This window comes from Nocardia harenae NBRC 108248 (assembly GCF_001612885.1).
Lineage (GTDB): Bacteria > Actinomycetota > Actinomycetes > Mycobacteriales > Mycobacteriaceae > Nocardia > Nocardia harenae.
The window spans coordinates 347,606-364,553 of the sequence record NZ_BDBH01000001.1; the positions used below are offsets into that span (position 1 = coordinate 347,606).

Genomic DNA, 16,948 nt, shown 5'->3' on the forward strand with positions numbered 1-16,948 from the left:
CCGATTTGGTGTAGGCTAGGCTTGCCTAACTTTTCCAATGCTAACTCATGCGCGGGTTCACCGGGCCCGCGCGTCCACCGCGCGCACGGCGGTGGGCTCCGCCGCGCGCGACCGGCGGGCCGGGCAGCGGGGTCGCGTATCCCCCCTGCCCGGCCGCTGCCTCACTCCGCGAGCGCGGAGACCACCTCGCGCCAGCGCGCCGGGTAGGCGGCGGCGACGTCGGGGCTCAGCACCGCGCCGTTGAAATCGAACTGCCCCACCAGAACCGGCGCACCGGCCCGCCGCACCACCACCGTCGTGATGTCGACGGTGAAGCGCAGCGGCAGCGCGGGGTGCTGAGCAACGCCGAACTCGGCGGTGAACTCCGCCATCGGCACCGGGGCCCACGGCCCTGCGCCCGGCGTGAGCAGGTCGAAGCGGCCGAGGTGGTTCAGCCGCAGCTGCCCGCGCACGGCCGTCGAGCGCTCGCCGAGCGCGGGCCGCCCCGCCGCGGGGGCCCACTCCGCGACCACCGCGCCTGGCACGGTCACCGTCTCCTCGACGGTGAACCAGCCGACCCGCCTGCTGTCGTCGTCTTCCGGCCGCCCGTGCGATTCCCGGGTGATCGCCACCCGCCCTTCCGCGTCGGCGAGCCCGTCGAAGGCGCGGGCGCAGGCCACGATCAGCAGCTCCTCCAGCGGGAGTTCGCCCGTCGCGCACCGGGCGAGCAAGGCCGCCGTGCGCTCCGGATCGAGCTCGGCCAGGTGCTGGTGCGCGTCCGCGGCCCGGTCGGTCGCCGGATCGGTGAGCCGCCCGGCGAGCGGCGTCCCCAGCACCGGAAGCGGTTCGCCCGCAGCGGCGATCGGCGCCTCGGCCCGGGCGAACTCGACCAGCGGGGCGCGCCCGCCTGCCAGCCCGCGCAGGTCGTCGGCGAGGACGAGCCAGGACACCACGTCCACCGCCAGGTGGTGGATGGAGAGCAGCAGCCGCGGCTCCGGACCGGTGAGCACGGTGGCGGCGACCATCCGCCCCGCCGCCGGGTCGAGCCGGTCGACGGTGGCGGCGAGCAGCTCGCGCGGCGGCGCCGAGCCGGGCGCGGCGGTGGCGACCTCCACCCGGAACTCCTCCGGCGCCAGCACGATCAGCGCGGGGACGCCGTCGGCCGTGCCGAGCCGGGAGCGCAGCGCCGGGTGCGCCGTCGCCAGCGCGCCGAGCACCGCCGCGACCTCGGCCGGGCCGGTCTCCGGCGGGAGCGTCAGCAGCTGGCTCTGGGTCAGGTGCTCGTACCCGCCATGGCCGATGATCTCGAGGGCAAGCGCGGTCAGCGGGAGCACCGCACCGGCCGCCGGCACCTCGCCGCCGGTATCGGGCTCCCCGGCGCCGTCCAGCAGCGCGGCGAGCTCGCGCAGGTCGGCCGCGCCGAGCACATCCCGTGCCGCGACCCGGTAGCCCGCGCCGCGCAGCCGGGAGACCAGGGCGATCACGCCGATGCTGTCGATGCCCAGATCGACCGGGCTGTCCAGTATTCCGGCGCTGCCCGCGTTCATCTCCGCGAGCACGCCGAGCAGCGCGCGCTCGGTCTCGGTGCCGGGTTCGGCCGCGGCGCCGGTCGCCACCGGGGCGGTGAGCAGCGCGGTCGCGGCGTGCGTGTCGAGCTTGTCGTTGCGGTTCAGCGGGATCTCGGCCACGTGCACGATGCGGGTGGGCACCAGGAACTGCGGGAGCCTGCGGGCGGCGGCCGCGCGAATCGCGGTGGCGGGGCGGTCGCTGACCACGAGCGCGCCGAGCCGGGTGCGGCCGCCCGCGGTGAAGGCGAGGGCGGCGGCGTGCCGCACGCCGGGGATCTCGCGCAGGACGACGGTGGCCTCGTCCGGCTCGACCCGGTAGCCGTTGATCTTCACCTGGCTGTCGATGCGGCCCTCGTAGACCACGGTGCCCGCGCCGGTGCGGCGCACCAGATCGCCGGTGCGGTAGCGCCTTCCGGCCGGGCCCGCCACGAAGGTGACCGCGGTCTGCCCCCGGCGGTGCAGGTAGCCCTCGGCCAGCTGGGCACCGGAGAGGTACAGCTCGCCCTGACCGCCGGGTGGCACGGGGCGCAGGCGGTGGTCGAGTACCTCGGCGGTCATTCCGCCGAAGGTGTGGCCGATGGTCGGGGCCTCGTGCTCGTGCACATCGGCCATGAGCGCCTCGACCGTGGTCTCGGTGGGGCCGTAGAAGTTGATGACGCGGGTGCCGGCGAGGCCGCGCAGGCGGTTCCAGGTGTCCTGGGAGATGGCCTCGCCGCCGAGCGCGAGCACCCGCAGCCGGCAGTGTTCGCGGCCGTCGCGGGTGGTGAAGAGCCCCGCCGCGATCAGGCGGTTCAGCATGGACGGCGAGGTGTCGAAGATATCGATGCCGCGCGTGGCGATGGCCGCGACGATGCGCTCGGCGTCGGTGCGCTCGCCGTCGCCGAGCAGCACGACGGCGTGGCCGGAGAGCAGGGCGATGCTCGGCTGCCAGGCGGCGTCGAAGCCGGTGGACCAGCCGTGGCCGACGCGCAGCGGGCGGCCCGCCGCCGCGCTCTCCGGGGCGAATATGCGGCGTTCGTGGTTGCCCCAGTGGTTGAGGAGGGCGCGGTGCGGGACCGCGACGCCCTTGGGGCGGCCGGTGGTGCCGGAGGTGAAGACGACGTAGAAGGGGTTCTCCGCCGGAATCGGCGGGAACCCGTCGCCCGTGGCGGGGGCGGTGCTGCCCGCAGCAGCGGAAGTGCCGCCGGAGGATGCCGGTGGGGCTCCGGCGGGGAGTTCGCGCAGGTCGCCCGCGTTGTCGGGGACGAGGTGGGTGAGCCCGGCCTCGGCGAGCACACCGGCGAGGGCGGCGTCGGCGAGGACGAGGCGGGCGCCGGAGGTCTCGGCGATGTAGGCGAGGCGGTCCGGCGGGGTGGCTGGGTCGACGTGCACGCAGGTGGCGCCGGTGAGGCCGATGGCGAAGGGGGCGTGCAGGACCCGGCGATCGCGGGGCAGCGCGACCGCGACGGCGCTGCCCGGCCCGGCCCCGCGCGCGGCGAGCCCGCGGGCCAGCACCAGGACGGCGGCGGCGAACTCGGCGTACGAGTGCTCCCCGACCTCGTCCACCACCGCGACGCGCTCCCCGAACCGCTCGGCGGTCGCCAGCAACGTGTGCGGCACATCCCCCGGCACCGCGACCGCGTCCGGCGCGGCCAGCGCCGTGGGCTCCCGGTCGAGCAGCACGGCGACGTCGGCGGCGCGCGCGGCGCCGGTGATCCGCTCCAGCACCGCGAGCACCCGCTCCGCGAGGGCGTCCGGCTCGAAGCGCCGCACCAGATCCGGCCGGATCTCCACCCGGTTGATCAGCGACCCCCGCTCCAGCACCGGAACAACCGCGATCGGGTAGTGGCTCGGCGAGTCGATGCGCCGCGGCACCAGCGAGGCGCCGTCACCGAGCGGCATGCGCGCGGTGATATCCCCCATCGGCGTGTTCTCGAAGACCAGCAGGGTGTCGAAGAGCTGCCCGGCCCCGGCCCGCTTGGTGATCTCCGCGATGCCGAGGTACTCGTGCGCCCGCAGCCGCGCGACCTCCTTCTGCAGCTCGGCGCCGATCGCGGCGGGCGCCCGATCGTCCAGCCGGACCCGCACCGGAATCGTGGTGACCAGCGCCCCGACCAGCCGATCGGCATTCGGCAGCGAGCCGTCCCGGCCCGAGGTGGTCTGCCCGAACACCACGTCGTCGCGCCCGGTGAGCGCGGCGAGCACCCGCGCCCAGGCCAGCTGCAGCACGGTGTTCAGCGTGAGCCCGTGCGCCCGCGCCCAGCCGGTGACGGCGGCGGTGCGCTCCGGCGACAGCCTGGCCTCGCCGAGCACCGGGATATCGGCGGGCGCGGGCCCGGCGATCATGGGCATGGGCGCCAGCCCGGCCAGCGCCTCGGCCCAGGCCCGGCCCGACGCCTCGGTATCGCGGCCGGCCAGCCAGGCCGCGTGCTCGCGCAGCGGCGGGGCGGGCGGCAGCGCGGCGCCCTCGCCGCGGTGCAGCGCGAGCAGATCGGCGAAGATCAGCGGAATGGACCAGCCGTCCACCACGATGTGGTGCGCGGTGCAGACCAGCTCGTACTCCTGCTCGCCGACCCGCGCCGCGACCACCCGGAAGAGCGGCCCGGCATCCAGGTCGATCCTGGTCCGCCCCTCGTCGAGATAGAGCCGCCCGGCGGCGGCCGCCGGGTCCGGCTCGGCGCGCAGATCCACCTCGCGCCAGCCGATCCGGCCGGTGGCGGTGATCACCAGCACCGGGTGCGGCAGCCCGTCGGTGACGACCGCGCCGCCCAGGTGCGGATACCGCTCCAGCACCTGGTCGAAGGCCTTGCGCAGGCTCCCGAGATCGGCGAGGCCGTCCACCCGCACCGCGAAGGTCACCAGGTAGGGGTCGACCTCGCCGGAGGTCGCGCTCACCGAGTACAGCCCGCGCTGCAGCGGCGAGAGCGCGACGACGTCGAGGATGGCCGTGCTCACGCGCCGAACTTCGCGCCGAGCGCGGCCAGCACCGCCGGGTCGAGCCCGGAGGCGCTGAGCGGCGCGGCGGCGGGCTGCGGCTCCGGTGCCGCCTCGGCGGCCGGCTCCAGCTGCTCGGCGAGCTCGCGCACCGCCGGGAAGCCGAACACGGTCTGCACCTCCAGCGCGTACCCCTGCTCGGCCAGCACGGTGACCAGCCGCAGCGCGGCGATGGAGTCGCCGCCGAGCGAGAAGAAGGTGTCCTCGCGGCCGACCTCGTCGTCCTCGTCCAGCTCCAGCACGGTGCGGATGGCGGCGGCGAGGGTGTGCTCGGCCTCGGTCTGCGGCGGGCCGCCGAGGCCGGGGCCGAGCTCGCCCGCGGTGCCGGCGGGCGGCTGGAACAGGGTGATGCCGCCGCTCGCGTCGACGTCCACGCCGTCCCGTCCCGGGACGCCCGCTTCGGAGCCGCGGCCGTCGGCCCAGGCCAGGGCGCGGCGCTCGAGGTCGGCGACGAACTCGGGCAGCGCGGCGGGCGCGGCGGGCGAATCGACGGTCACCAGCGCGCCGTCGTCGTCCAGCCGGACGTCGACCAGCAGGTCGACGCCGTGCGGGCGGGCGAGCCGCCGGTCGATCTCGCGCGCGGTGTACCCGGCCCCGCTGTGCGCGACGGCACTGCCGGACCGCACCACCAGCGCGGCCTGGAAGAGCGCGCCGCCGGAGACCGCGGCGGCGCCGCGCAGCCGATGGGTGAGGAACTCGATGCGGGTCGAGCCGTGCGCCCGCGCGGCGGAGAGCACCTCGGCGGCGTCGAGCACGGCCTGCCGCGGCGCCGTGGCGCCTGCGAGGCCGCGCAGCACCAGGTAGTTGCCGAAGCTGCCGATGGTCCGCGCGGTGGCCTCGTCCCTGGCCGGGTCGAGCAGCCCGACGACCGGATCGGCGCCGAGCCCGGAGGTGCTCAGCGCACCGGCCAGCAGCGCCGCGAAGGCGGCCGCCGGGTCCTGCCCCGCGGTGAGATCGGCCAGCGCCTCCGGCGCGATCCGGAAGCCGTGCCGCGCGGCCGCGCCCGGCTCGACCGGCACCGCGCGCTCCGGCAGCGCGCCGAGCCGCTCCAGCCAGTACCCGGCGTCGGCGTCCGTCGCCGGATCCACGGCCATCCCCTTGACCAGCGCCGGAACCGCCGCGCGGAAGCTGGAGCCGGTGACCTCGCCGGTGTCGAGCGCGGCGAAGAACTCCTCGGCGAGCAGCTCCAGCGAGACATCGTCGGCGGCCACCGGGTGCACCGTGAAGGCCAGCACCGCGCGCTCGCCGGTGCGCTGCAGCGTGACCCGCACCGGGTGCTCGCGGACCAGGTCGAACACGTGCCCCGCATCCGGCTCGCCGAGCTCGAGCACCGAGCCGGGCAGCTCATCGGCCCGCTGGTAGGGCACCCGGCGATCGTCGGGGAAGACGCTGCGCAGGATCTCGTGCCCGGTCAGCACCGCGGTCACCGCGCGGCGCACCGCGTCGGTACCGAGCTCGCCGCTGATCTCGAGGGCGAGGAAGAGATTCGCCGCGGGGCTGCGGCGCAGCCGCTCCGGGAGGAGCGCGGCCTGCTGGGCGGGGGCGAGCGGCACCGGGCGCGCGGACCTGCCCGCGGCGCCCGCGCCGTTCCGGCCGGTGGAGTCCTGCACGAGCGAGTCTGGCATCGCGATCCTTCCGCGCCGCGGCGAATCGACGACCGCCCGGCTTCCATCCGAACAACCGATCGCCTGTCCGAGGGACCGAGCGACCAAAGTTAGCCTATCCTAACGAAATCGCCCGGTCCGCACCAACCGCCCCGGCTACTTGTTCAGCGCCTCGAAGGTCGGGGCCAGCTTGTCCAGCACATACCGGGTGTTCAGCGGGGTGGGGGTGTTCAGCGCGCTGATCGTCATGACATCGATGAAGGCGATGCCGCCGGACTTCACCGCGGGCAGCTCGGCATAGCCGGGCAGCTGCTTGAACTTCTCCTCGAAGGCGGGCATCGCGCCGCAGACCAGCATGTCGGAGGTCAGGTCGCCCAGCCGCTCCGGCGAGAGCGCCAGCCTGCCGCCCGCGGGGGCCTCGGCCGCGATCTGCTGCGGGATGCTCATGCCGAGCCGCTCGAACAGCGCCGCCGAGCCGTCCTTCGGGTCGGCCAGCACCATGAGCTGCGCCGGACCGGTGAGCATGCAGGTCAGGAAGGTCTTGCCGCGCAGCCCGGGGTACTTCGCCGCGAACTCGTCGACCTTGGCGTCGACGCCGTCGACGATGCCCTCGGCGTCGTCCTCCCGGCCCAGGATCCTGCCGAGCGCGGTCACCTGGTCGACCCAGTTGTCCACCTGGGCATTCGGGGTCACCGCGCCGATGGTCGGGGCCAGCTTGCCGAGCTTGTCGTACATGGCCTGGTCCACCAGGTAGCTGGGCACCAGGATGAGATCCGGCTCCAGCCCGGCGATCTGCTCGGCGATATCGCCGCCCGCGTTGAGCACGGTGGCCTGGCTCAGCGAGTCCGGCTCCCACGGCACCTTGGTCTTGGCGCCGATGGAGATGTTGTCGGCGTAGCCGACCGGGGTGATCCCGAAGGCCTGGGTGGCGTCGAGCCACTGGTTACCCAGCGTGACGATGCGCTCCGGGGTGCCCTCGACCACGGTCTCGCCGTAGTTGTGGGTGATCGTCACCGCGCCGTCGCCCCCTGCGGAGCCGCCCGAGTCGCCACAGGCGACCACGCCGAGCGCGACCCCGAGTGCGAGCAGCGCGAGGCCGAGCCGGGCGGCGGGGCCGCGTCTCCTCGTTGTCGACGGCATGGGTCAGCTCCTCGTATCGAATGGTCGGTTCACCAAGGTTAGGCTAAGCGAATTTGAGCCAGCCGTCGACGGTCCAGTGCGCGGTGTCGCCGGTGCGGTAGCGCCGCTCCCCCGGCTGCAGCGGGTCGTCCTCGACGCGCTGATCCACGCCGAGCGCGACGCCGCCGACGTAGACCGTCCCCGGAACGCCGGGCGCGCACGGCCGCCCGGCCGGATCGAGCACGTACACCCTCGCTCCCGGGATCGGGCGCACCCGCCCGCTGCCGTCCACCGGACCGCGCGCCACCGCGCCCACCGTCACCGCGGGCGCGTACCCGGCCGTCCCCGCGGCCCGTGCCGGGAAATCGGCCGGGGTGTCGAAGGCGATGCGCGCGCACTCGGATTCGCTCGGCCCGCCCTCGCCCCAGAGGTCCCAGCGGCGCACCTCGGCCCAGCGGTTCGGGCCGTCGCGCAGCGCGCCGTCCCGGCCGAGCACCGTGCCGGCCGCGGCGACCACGTGCGTCACCCGCTCGGCGTCGAGGAAGGCGGCGGCGCGGCGGGGTTCGGCGACCACCACCGTGGCGCCGTCCACCAGCCCGGCCAGCACCTCGACCAGCACCGCGACCGTCGGCGCCGGCGCGACCACCAGCCGCACGTCGACCGCGCCGCGGGCCCGGTCGGTGCTGCCCGGCGCGCAGTCGGTGACCACGGCGCGGCGATCCGCCACCGCCGCCGCCACCGCCGCGGGCGGCACCACGATCCGCGCGCCGCCGGTGCACCCGGCCGCCAGCGTGATCGGGGTGCCTGCCTGTGCGGCGGCGTCGAAGGCGACCAGCAGGTGCACGATGTCGGCGGCCGCGGTGCCGGTGGCAGGCACCGCGGGGGCCGCGTCCTTCAGCTCGTCGACGCGCCGGAAAAGCGTCTGGTAGTCCAGGGTTTCGCCGGCGCAGCGCAGGGCCGGGCGCTGCCCGGGGAACATCCGGCCGCGCCACAGCAGCCCCGCCGCGGCCGGGCCGGACGGCGGCTCCACCCCGGCGGACCACTCGCGCAGCACCCGCTCGCGCTCCTCGCCGGTGCCGACCCCGAGCCCGCTCAGCGGGCGGTCGGGGGTGTCGGCGAAGGCGGTGAGCAGGCGGCGCACCCTGGTGGCGAAGAGCTCGGCCGAGGCCGGGCGGAAGAGGCTCGCGCGCACGGTGATCGCGGCGTCGAAGCCCCCGTCCTGGGCGCAGTGGAAGGCGAAGCCGATATCGCGCAGGGCGGGGTCGCCGGGGAGCGGGAGCACCGCGGTGGCGATCTCCTCGTCGAACCGCGCCTCGGCGGACCAGTCCTGTTCGCGGAAATCCAGGGTGGCGGTGAAGGTCTCGGCGGCGCCGGGGACGCACTCCAGCGGGACGTCCTGGTTGCCGTAGGCGGCGAGCGCGGTCGCCCTGGAACGATCGAGGACCGCGCGCGGGGTCGGGTCGCCGCTGAGGTCGGTGCGCAGAACCAGGGTGTTCGCCACCGGGCCGACCAGATCGGCGAGCGCAGGGTCGGTGCGGCCCGCGATGGCGGCGCCGAGCGCGATATCGGTGCCCGCGCCGTGCTGGTGCAGCAGCACCGCCACCGCGGCCTGGTACAGCATGAACTCGGAGGCGCCCGCTTTCTCGGCCAGTGCGCGCAAGCGGCCGCGCAGGACCGGGTGCACGGCGAATCGGGCCGTGTGCGAATCGGTTTCGCCCGGATCGCGGCTACCGCGCGGCTCGGAGCATGCCTGCTCACGGCGCGGCAGGTCGGTGGCGAGCCGGGCCGGGCCGGGCAGCCCCGCCAGCGCGGTGCGCCAGTACTCCGCCTGGGCGTGCAGCTGGGACGCGGCGGCGCGCTGCCAGAGGGCGTAGTCGGTGAAGCTCAGCTCCGGCAGCGGGCGGTGCGCGGTATCGCCGCGCAGGCGGGCGCGGTAGGCGGGGGCCAGGTCGCGCAGCACCGTGCGGAAGGACCAGTGGTCGGCGACCAGGTGGTGTGCGGTCAGCACCAGCACGTGGGTCTGGGCATTCGTGGTCAGCAGTACCGGCCGGATGCCGGGGCCCGACACCGGGTCGGGGACCGTGGTCGCGGCCTCGGCCAGCGCGGCGTTCAGCTCGGCCGAGCCGACGGCGCGCACCGGGATCTCGATCTCCTCGGCAGGCACCCGCTGCGGCAGCGGGATTCCGTCCGGCCCCGGCGTGAATCGGGTACGCAGGATCTCGTGCCTGGTCAGGGTATCCCGGACCGCCCCGAGCAGCGCCGCCCGATCCAACTGCCCCTCGAAGCGCACCGCGAAGGGGACCGCGCAGCGCGGGTCGACGCGCGACTGCGCGGCGTTCCACCGCACCTCCTGCGCGACGGAGAGCGGAATCCGCTCCGGCCTGCGCACCTGCCTGGTCGGCGCGGGCAGCGCGGATGCGGTGAGCGGCGCCGCCTCGATGGCGGCGGCGAGCCCGGCCACGGTCGGCGTGTCGAAGGGCGCCCGCACGTCGACCGCGACGCCGAACTCCGCGCGGATCAGCGCCACCAACCGCCCGGCGAGCAGGGAGTGCCCGCCCAGCTCGAAGAAGGAGTCGTCGGCCCCGACCCGCTCGGCGCCGAAGATCTCGGCGAAGAGCGCCGCCAGCCGGATCTCGGTGCCGGTGGCCGGTTCCCGGGAGGCAGGCGAACGCACCGGCGCGGGCGCGGGCAGCGCACCCCGGTCCAGTTTGCCGTGCTCGGTGAGCGGAAGCCGCTCCAGCACGGTGAAGCTGCTCGGCAGCATGTACTCCGGCAGGCTCATGGCCGCGCGGGCCCGCACCTGCTCCGGGTCGAGCACCAGCCCGTTGCCGGCGGGCACCAGGTAGGCGGCGAGCGTGGTGCCGCGCGCCGGATCGTGCACCGCGACGACGGCGCAGTGCCCCACCGCCGGGTGCGCCGCGATCGCGGCCTGCACCTCGCCCAGCTCGATCCGGTGCCCGCGCACCTTCACCTGGTCGTCGGCGCGGCCGACGAACTCGATCTCCCCGGCGAGGTTGCGCCGGGCCAGGTCGCCGGTCCGGTAGAGCCGCCCACCGGCCAGGAACGGGTCGGCGACGAAGCGCTCCGCCGCCAGCCCGGCCCGGTTCAGGTACCCGCGCGCCAGCTGCGCCCCGCCCAGGTAGATCTCGCCGACCACCCCGGCGGGCACCGGCTGCAACCGGTCGTCGAGCAGGTGCACGTGCACGTTCCGGTTCGGCACCCCGATCGGCACGATCCCGGCACCCTGCGGCCCGGCCACCACCTGGTGGGTCGCGCAGACCACGGCCTCGGTGGGGCCGTAGTGGTTGCGCAGCTCCGCGTCGAAGACCGCGGCGAACCGGTCGGCGACCTCGCCGAGCAGCGCCTCACCGCCCACCGGGACCCGGCGCAGCGCCCGCCAGTCGCTCACCTCGGGCAGCAGCAGCAGGGTGCTCAGCGTCGAGGGGACCATGTGCAGCACGGTCACCCGGCAGCGCGCGATGAGCTCGGCGGTGTAGGAGAGGTCGCGCAGCGCCTCCGGCTCCGGCACCACCAGGCAGGCGCCGACGGTGAAGGTCACGAAGATATCGAGCAGCGAGGCGTCGAAGCCGATCGAGGAGGATTGCAGCAGCCGGTCGTCGGCGGTCATCCCCCACTCCGCGCAGAAGCCGTCCAGGTGCTCCGCGATCGCCGCGTGCGCGACCGGGACACCCTTCGGCTGCCCGGTGGAGCCCGAGGTGTAGATGACGTAGGCCAGGTTCGCCGGGCGCAGCGGGCGCGCCCGGTCGGCGTCGGTGAGCGGCTCGGCGGGCAGCGCGGCGGCGGCCCGCTCGGCCGCGGCCAGCGACTCCGGGTCGAGCACCAGCCGCGGCGCGGCGTCGGCCAGCACGTAGTCGATCCTGGCCCGCGGGTACGAGGGGTCGATGGGCAGGTAGGCGGCGCCCGCCTTGAGCACCGCGAGCACCGCGACCACGTACTCCACCGAGATCGCCAGCCGCAGCGCGACCAGCTCCTCGGCGCCGATGCCGCGCGCGATCAGCTCGCGGGCCAGCCGGTTGGCCCTGCGGTCCAGCTCGGCGTAGCCGATGGTGCGGTCGCCGTCGCGCCTCGGCGCGAGCAGCGCGGGCGCGCCGGGCGCCTGCCGCACCCGGTGCTCGAAGAGCGCGACCAGGGTGCTCGGCGGGGTCGGCACCAGCTCGCCGTGCGACTGCCCGCGCAGCAGCTCGCGCTCCTCGGCGCCGAGCAGGTCCAGCTCGCCCACCGGGCGCTCCGGGGTCGCGACGGCGTCGGCGAGCAGGCGGATGTAGTGCGTGAGCAGCTGCGCGACGAGGCCGTCGTCGAACCGGCCGTCCCGGTACTCGGCCTGCACCCGCGCGTCGGCGCCGTCCCGGACGACATCGATGCGGAGCGGCACCGCGGCGGTGCGGCTGCCCAGGTCGAGCGGGACCGCGTTCGCCGCGCCGAGCGCGAAGCCGGGCTCGGCCGCGCGCACCCCGAAGGCGATGCGGGCCAGGCGATCCAGCCCGTCGGCCGCGCCCGCGCGGCGCGGGTTCAGCACCCGGACCACGTCATCGATGCCGACGCAGGCATGCGCGAAGGCATCCTTCGCGGCCGCGCCGACGTCCGATGCCAGCGCGGCGAAGGGGGCGGACGAGTTCACCCGCGCGCGGAGCAGGACGGTATTGCCGAAGTACCCGAGCAGGTCGGCGGAGTGCGCGTCGCGGCCGCTCACCGGCACCGCGAGGAGCAGATCGGTGGCCGCGGTGTAGCGGTGCAGCAGTGCGGCGAAGGCGGCGGCGAGCGTGCCGAAGGCCGGGTCGGGGTGGCCGGTCTCGTGAGCGGGGACCCGGTCCAGGAGTCCGGCGGGGAGCCTTCGGGTCACCCGGCGGACCCGGCGCGCGGGGCCGGTATCCGGTTTGCCTGGCAGTTCCAAGGGGTCCGGCAGCGGCGTGAGCGCCGAACGCCAGAAGTCCAGGTCTGCCTCGGCCACCACCCCATCCGGCACCCGACCCGCGGCCGCCAGGTCCGGCGTGCGGGCCACGGCCGAGCCGATTTTCTCGTCCGCGCCGGCTTCACCGGCGGCACCGTACGCGACCTCGAGCGCGGCGCCGAAGACCCCCGCCGACTCCTCGTCCCAGGCAATGCTGTGCGCCACCAGCACCAGCACGAACTCCGTCGCCCCGGTGCGGATCAGCGTGACCCGCAGCGGCGCCTCGGCCCCGAGATCGAAGGGCCGTCCGAGCTCGCGCCTGGCCAGCACCTCGACCCGGCGCGCCCGGCTCGCCTCCGGCAGCTCGGCGATGTCGTGCTCCTGCCAGCTCGGCGCGGTCTCCGGCAGCAGCTCGGCGAAGGGCTCCCCGTCGGCGTCGAAACCGTAGGTGGTGCGCAGGATTTCGTGCTCGGCCGCGAGCAGCGCGAGCGCGGCGCGCAGCCGTTCGGGGTCGAGCGGGCCGTCCACCCGGTAGGCCACCGCGACGTTGAGCGCGGTCTCCTCCGGGTCCCTGGTCTGCAGGAAGAGCGCCCGGCGCCTGCCGTCGGCGAGCGGCTTGCGCGGCTCGCCGGACGCGGCGGGCAGGACGAGATCGGCGAGGATCGACACGGCGGAGCTCCGCTCAGGCAGGTGAATCGGTGAGATAGCCGCCGCGGCGGAAGAACTCGGCGCCGGCGTGCTCGGTGCCGTCGGCGGTGCGGACCCGGGTGATCACGAGCCCGAAGTTCTTGCCCCGGATCGGATTCGGGCCGCAGACCACCGTGCCGCCGTCCTCCTGGACGACGACCCGGCCCGCGGTGCCGCCGTACCGCGCCTCGGAGACCTTCGCCGCAAGCACCTCGACCCGCTCGCCCCGGTAGTAGGCGAAGGCCCGCGGGTACGGCGCGGAGAGCGCGCGCACGAACCGCTCCAGATCGACGGCCTCCCAGCTCCAGTCGAGCAGGCTGTCCCGCTCCGAGCGCTTGTGGAAGTAGGTGCGCTCCTCCTTGCGCTGCGGCGTCCACTCGGCGGTGCCTGTGGCCAGCGCGTCCAGCGCCGCGTGCACCGCGCCGGGGATCAGCTCCATGCCCGCCTCGACCAGCTCGGTGCCGGTGGCGCCGGGCGGGATCGGCAGCCGGTGCTGCACCAGGATGTCGCCGGTGTCCAGCTGCTCGTCCATCCGGTGCACGGTCAGCCCGAACTCGGACTCCCCGCTGATCAGCGCCCACAGCACCGGCGAGAAGCCGGTGAATTTCGGCAGCAGCGAATCGTGCAGGTTGAGCGTGCCGTGCGGCGGCATGGCGTACAGCTCGGCGGGCATCCAGGTGTACCAGCTGTTCACCACGATGACGTCCGGCTCGGCCAGCTTCACCAGGTCGATGGTGGCCGCGTCGGCCTGCTCGGTCAGGTGCACCGGGATGCCGTGCTCGCGGGCCAGCTCCTCGACCGAGTCGGAGAAGATGCCCTTGTAGGCGTGCTCGCTCGCCGGATGGGTGACCGCGAGGACCACCTCGTGCTCCGAATCGATCAGAGCCTGGAGTGTGCGGCGGCCCCAGGTCTGGAAACCGAACGACACGATACGCATGAACCGAACCTCGCCCTCGACAGTAAGTAAGGCAAACCTACCCTACTGGCTGGTAGTAGAGACCGATCGGGCCGGATCGGCGGCCCGGGCCGACGCCGAGGCGAGCACCCGATCCGAGAGTTCCCCGAGGCAGCTGAGATTCGGGAAGCCGGGGCCCTGCGACAGCCCCGCCATGTTCGGCAGGTACAGCTTGGCGCCGAGGCCGCTCACCGAGAGGTCGTGCGCGATCGCCGCTTCCAGCCGAGGTTGCGTCACCGGGCCGCCGACGGCGAGCTCCAGCAAATCCGCCGCGTCGGCGTCGAAGAGCTCGGTGAACCACAGCGGCTGCCCGCCGGTGGCATCCACCACCAGGTCGAAGGCGTGCGTCTGGTCCGGGCGGCGGTCGTTGCGCAGGGTGAGCGCGATGCCGTCGCCGTGGTCGGCCACCCGCACCACCCGGCCCTGCAGGTGGTGCACCCGGTTGTCGCCGAGCAGCGTCTCCTGCACCCGCACCGAGAAGACGCCGCGATCGGTGCGGCGCACCACGTCCCTGCGCTCCGCGACGCTCAGCGCGCGCCACTTGGTGGGATCGGAGTAGAGCGAGTTCTCGAAGTAGCTCTCGCCGCGGGTGTAGATGGTGGCCGCGGGCGAGATCACCGAGATGGTGAGCACGTCGTGCCGCACCAGCTCGTCCATGGCCGAGCCCGCCGTCTCGCCGCCGCCGATCACCGCGGCCCGCGAGGAGGGCGGCAGCGCCCGCTTGCCGGTGAGCTCCCAGAACTCCGCGATACTCAGCATTTTCGGGTGCTCGGCCAGCGCCCTGCGGCTCTTCCCCGGCCCGGTGATCATCAGGCCGTCGGCATCGAGCTGGGCGAGCGACCCGTCGCCGTCACGCACCGTGACCAGCCAGCCGTCCGCGGCCGCCGCCACCTCGGTGACCGTGCCGAGCACCACCTCGACCTCCGAGCGGCGCGCCACCCACTGCAGGTACTTGGCCCAGACGTAGTGGTGCGGGCTCGGCCTGCCGCGGTCGACCCACTCGGCGTAGTCGCCGCGGTCGATCAGGAAGGCGGTCCAGCTGAAGCCGTTCATCGCCTCGTTGATGGCGCGGTTGTGGCCGCGGGCCCAGGTGGAGTGATACGGGAAGCCGATGTCCTTCTCCGGGCTGGTGCCGAGCCGGTGCCTGCCGTCGGTCCAGCCGCCGCCGGGGAGCCAGTTGCCGCCGACCGCGTGCGCCTCCACCACGGTCACGTGCGGGGCGGGCAGACCGAGCTGCCGGAGCACGTGCGCCTTGGCCGCGACGGCCATCGCCTTCGGCCCCGCCCCGATCACCAGAAGTCTCTCCACCGGATGCTCCCAACTCTCGCGTTACCGGTCGCCCTTCATGTTTGCATAGGCTTACCTTATATTGCTGAGTGGTGCCAAGCCCCCGCGTCGAAGCCGACGCGTACGGCACACCCCGCACGAGAACGATGGGATACGCACATGACCAACATCCGGACCCGCACCGCCACCGCCGCGCTCGCCCTGGCCGCCAGCGCATTGCTCGGCGCGGGCAGCGTCGCGCTCGCCGCCCCCGCCACCGCAGCGCCCGCCGTGGTGCACACCGCGGCGCCGTCGGTCGGCGAGCTCCAGGCCAAGCTGCAGCTGGTGCTGAACACCGGCGCGGGCCGCGGCGCCCGCGCCGCCGAGCTGGAGGGCGGCGAGGCCGACCTCGCCACCATCGACAAGATCACCGGCGTGATCTCGTCGGTGCCCAGCTTCGCCTGGTACGTCACCGGCCCGGTGAACGTCTCCGGCGACACCCTCACCGCCAACCTGCAGACCACCGTCTCCGGGTACGCGCCGTTCCCGCTGATCGAGGTCTCCTGGCGGCAGGTCGGGGGCAGCTGGAAGCTCACCAGCGAGTCGGTGTGCACCGTCGGGTACTACGCCTCGGTCTCCTGCTGACCGGTGACTCCCATTCGGCCCCGGTCGCCATCGGCGCCGGGGCCGAATCGCGCCGGGCGCCGCTCGGCGTCACGACCGTCCCGACGGCCACAGGATCACCGAAATCAGGACCACCAGTGGTAATCCGACGGCGATGGTCCAGCCCAGCTCGATCATGTCGGCCGGCTTTCGCGCACTGCCATATATCCCCCTGTCGGTAGCGCACCCGGTACCGGAGGCGTCCCACCCGATGCCGCGTTCGCGTAGGCGACGCTAGAGCGGGGTCGGGTGCCCGCACATCATCTCTGCCCGCCTTTTCCCCGAAATTTCCCATCTGAACTCGCCGACGGAACCATTGCGCACGGAGTACCCGGTTCGGGCTCCGATGCGGAGATGGCCGCCGCGGGCCACGTGTCACCCCTCACCCGAAGGTGGTGTGCCAGACCAGTGCGGCGGCCAGCGCGCCCGCGCCGTTCACCGACCAGTGCAGCGCGATAGGCGCGAGCAAGCTGCCGCTGCGCCGCCGCAACCAGGTGAACACCACCCCCGCCGCCCCGGTCACGACCACCGCCAGCGCGATCCCGAGCACCTGCCCGAACCAGCCGCCGCCGAGCACCGCCGCCAGCCCCGCATTGCCACTGGTGAGCCCGAACGAGGAGGCGATGTGCCACAGCCCGAAGAGGAGCGAGCCGCTGAAGAAAACGCCGCGCGCGCCGTAGACCCGATCCAGCGTCCCGTGCAGCACCCCGCGGAACGCCAGCTCCTCGGGGATCACCGTCTGCAGCGGAATCACGATCATGGACGCGATGAGCGCGCCGGAAATGGTGGCGTACCGATCGGCGAGGAAGAACGGCCTGGTGATGGGCAGCGCCGCGCCGATGGCGACAACGCTGAGCACCAGCGCGACAGCGCCGACGGCGTAGAGCGTCCCGCGCCGCCAGTGCCGCGGCGAGAGCCCCAGCTCGTGCCACCCGAGCCCGCGGCGCCGCATGAGCGCGAGCAGGACGACCGCGGCCACCGGGACGCTGACCACGTTCGCCCACGCGGTGGTGCAGTGAGCGATCAGATTCGTGCAGGCCAGGACGACAACGACCACGGCCACATCGAGGTAGGCGTGCACCCGATGCCGCGGCTCCGAGTCGGGGACTTCGAGGGCAACGGGGCCGTCGACGCCCAGATCCGTTTCACGCACCGGGCCCAGTGTACGGACGCCGCCTGAGCGCGAGGAAAGAGCCATCGATCAGCGCTTACCCCGCCGAACCCG

General features: G+C 74.5%; 8 protein-coding genes. 1 reads left to right on the forward strand and 7 read right to left on the reverse strand.

From position 1 onward, the window contains the following. Nucleotides 1-161: 161 nt before the first annotated feature. The 6 genes from NH2_RS01480 to NH2_RS01505 all read right to left on the reverse strand — a co-directional run bounded on the left by NH2_RS01480 (nucleotide 162) and on the right by NH2_RS01505 (nucleotide 15,102). Nucleotides 162-4,481, reverse strand: coding sequence for a non-ribosomal peptide synthetase (locus NH2_RS01480; RefSeq protein ID WP_067646897.1), 4,320 nt, complete (start codon nucleotides 4,479-4,481; stop codon nucleotides 162-164). Beyond that, a complete protein-coding gene (locus NH2_RS01485) occupies nucleotides 4,478-6,145 on the reverse strand; it encodes a condensation domain-containing protein (RefSeq protein ID WP_067646900.1) in 1,668 nt (555 codons plus the stop codon). Before NH2_RS01485 ends, NH2_RS01480 begins: the two co-directional genes overlap by 4 nt. A 135-nt stretch (nucleotides 6,146-6,280) precedes the next feature. Continuing rightward, nucleotides 6,281-7,264 (reverse strand): ABC transporter substrate-binding protein, encoded by a 984-nt coding sequence (locus NH2_RS01490; RefSeq protein ID WP_067646903.1) that lies wholly within the window; start codon nucleotides 7,262-7,264, stop codon nucleotides 6,281-6,283. A 43-nt stretch (nucleotides 7,265-7,307) separates the two neighbouring features. Then, nucleotides 7,308-12,821: a non-ribosomal peptide synthetase gene (locus NH2_RS01495; protein WP_067646906.1), complete on the reverse strand. Its 5,514-nt coding sequence runs from the start codon at nucleotides 12,819-12,821 to the stop codon at nucleotides 7,308-7,310. A gap of 13 nt (nucleotides 12,822-12,834) precedes the next feature. Continuing rightward, the gene (locus NH2_RS01500) at nucleotides 12,835-13,776 is read right to left on the reverse strand and encodes a methionyl-tRNA formyltransferase (RefSeq protein ID WP_067646911.1); all 942 of its coding nucleotides are present in this window, start codon (nucleotides 13,774-13,776) and stop codon (nucleotides 12,835-12,837) included. Between the two features lie 42 nt (nucleotides 13,777-13,818). Continuing rightward, nucleotides 13,819-15,102 (reverse strand): SidA/IucD/PvdA family monooxygenase, encoded by a 1,284-nt coding sequence (locus tag NH2_RS01505; RefSeq protein WP_067646912.1) that lies wholly within the window; start codon nucleotides 15,100-15,102, stop codon nucleotides 13,819-13,821. Nucleotides 15,103-15,240: 138 nt separating this feature from the next. Between NH2_RS01505 and NH2_RS01510 the strand changes: the two genes are divergently transcribed. Then, nucleotides 15,241-15,705 carry an MTB12 C-terminal domain-containing protein gene (locus tag NH2_RS01510; RefSeq protein WP_067646914.1) on the forward strand — a complete coding sequence of 155 codons (465 nt, stop codon included), beginning with the start codon at nucleotides 15,241-15,243 and terminating at the stop codon, nucleotides 15,703-15,705. A 400-nt stretch (nucleotides 15,706-16,105) separates the two neighbouring features. Here NH2_RS01510 and NH2_RS01515 read toward each other — a convergent pair whose 3' ends face one another. After that, nucleotides 16,106-16,876: a CPBP family intramembrane glutamic endopeptidase gene (locus NH2_RS01515; RefSeq protein ID WP_439951724.1), complete on the reverse strand. Its 771-nt coding sequence runs from the start codon at nucleotides 16,874-16,876 to the stop codon at nucleotides 16,106-16,108. Nucleotides 16,877-16,948 lie beyond the last annotated feature (72 nt).

Coding starts and splice junctions, on each gene's coding strand:
- NH2_RS01485 (WP_067646900.1), bottom strand. CDS start 6,145: ATGCCAGACTCGCTCGTGCAGGACTCCACCGGCCGGAACGGCGCGGGC.
- NH2_RS01490 (WP_067646903.1), bottom strand. CDS start 7,264: ATGCCGTCGACAACGAGGAGACGCGGCCCCGCCGCCCGGCTCGGCCTC.
- NH2_RS01500 (WP_067646911.1), bottom strand. CDS start 13,776: ATGCGTATCGTGTCGTTCGGTTTCCAGACCTGGGGCCGCCGCACACTC.
- NH2_RS01510 (WP_067646914.1), top strand. CDS start 15,241: ATGACCAACATCCGGACCCGCACCGCCACCGCCGCGCTCGCCCTGGCC.